The organism is Methylobacter svalbardensis, from assembly GCF_037671525.1.
GTDB lineage: Bacteria > Pseudomonadota > Gammaproteobacteria > Methylococcales > Methylomonadaceae > Methylobacter_A > Methylobacter_A svalbardensis.
In genome coordinates this window covers 1-1,469 of the sequence record NZ_JAWPOH010000167.1, presented here as the reverse complement: position 1 = coordinate 1,469, position 1,469 = coordinate 1, and the positions used below count along the sequence as shown (strand labels likewise).

Genomic DNA, 1,469 nt, shown 5'->3' with positions numbered 1-1,469 from the left:
GATAAGAATCCTGCGGCTAAGCTCAAAGAATTGGCTGGACTTATTGATGAGGTTTTTCAGTTAATGCCTTCTGGAAAACATATGGTTGGGAGGGATTTGGGGCGTTTAGGGCCGACGGTTTCGCTACAGTACCGTGCTGCTGGATAATTTTCCAAGAATCAGGCTGCAAAAAATTTAAAAACTTGAACATCGAGTAATAGGCACATTTCTTAGTACAGCAGTTTTCGCCGAAGAACATGCATTCGCCGCAATAGAACATACCAGTGCCGCCATAGCTCAAGGCAAGGCAGGCAAAGCGCCAGCATTGGTCGAACATGCGGAAAAAGCACTGGAACACGCAAAAATGGCAGAAAATGTGGCAAAGGGGCATTTAAAATCCGAAATAAAATCCGCCGTGGATGAGCTGGAAAAAGCCATTGTTGCAGGCAATACAGGTGATGCCAAAACAGCGGTTATACCCCTCGAAAAGGCTTTGGGCTTACTTCAGGCTGGCAACAAATAAGGTCACTATCTTAGCAAACCAATCGACTGCACCAGCTAGTGCTTCAAGCAATTCGAATCCTACTCAAACTACAATCGATACAATAGATACAATCGTCTAATTAGGTCAGAAGTTCATACGCATGCAATCTACCTAAATTGCATGCGTACAACACCTTTTCCTGCCTTGTCTTTATCGCCGTTTAAACTTTCGCTGAAAAAAGGGATCCTGCTCCACTTTGCCCCGCATTACTTGCATTACTTGCCATTTTGTTTAGAAAATCTTGTAATGTAGGTGTTGAAGACGATGAAGAAGATACTCCCCCAATCGCACTCAGGAGATTAGAAAAATCTGTTTGCAGTTTACTGGCATTGGTTCCGGTAGTCCCTGTAGTCCCACTAGCCCCAGCGGCCCCATCAACATTAGCTTCTAAATTGCTTAAAAAATTTTGCAATGTTGGAGAAGTAGATGAAGTTGAACCCCCCATTGAGCTAACGAGATTAGAAAAATCAGTTTTCAATGTAGCGTCAGTACTATTTGATACAGCGGTTCCGCTGGTGTTATTAAGCGAACCAATCAAACTCTGTAAATTCGATACCACATCACTGTATCCATTATGGATAGAAGAAGGCACGTTACTATCAGTAGTCGTTGACTGTTGTTGCTGCGCTACTCCGCTTTGTCTTAACGATTGATGCAAATCATGCATAAATGTGTGCAATGCGTGACCAACATCAGTTGACGTTGCTGAAACGCTTGGGGTAGTGCTACTTGTAGTTGATGTGCTGGTAGGACTAGGACCTGATAAATTCAAGCCCAAACCCTGCAGTGATTGCATAACATCCTGCATAAATGCACCACTGCGTATTCTGATTAATTTGAACACCAATTCTGGCCGAACTTGAACACCTAAAACCTAACGCATCGATGGAAGTGAGTTTTTACTCTACGTGTTCAACTTGGGTCAAGGAATTCATTTTTTTTCGCA

General features: G+C 43.1%; 2 protein-coding genes. One reads left to right on the top strand and one right to left on the bottom strand.

Features of this window, described 5'->3' with window-relative positions; all coding sequences use genetic code 11:
• Positions 1-196 precede the first annotated feature (196 nt).
• A complete protein-coding gene (gene smbP / locus RW114_RS20600) occupies positions 197-502 on the top strand; it encodes a small metal-binding protein SmbP (RefSeq protein WP_340124600.1) in 306 nt (101 codons plus the stop codon).
• A 181-nt stretch (positions 503-683) separates the two neighbouring features.
• On the opposite strand, the gene RW114_RS20595 is transcribed toward smbP, so the two are convergent.
• Entirely contained in the window at positions 684-1,319 is a 636-nt protein-coding gene (locus RW114_RS20595; RefSeq protein ID WP_340124599.1) for a hypothetical protein, read from the bottom strand.
• Between the last annotated feature and the right edge of the window lie 150 nt (positions 1,320-1,469).

Excerpts from the sequence above, each read along its gene's own strand:
- RW114_RS20595 (WP_340124599.1), bottom strand. The coding sequence starts at position 1,319 with ATGCAATCACTGCAGGGTTTGGGCTTGAATTTATCAGGTCCTAGTCCT.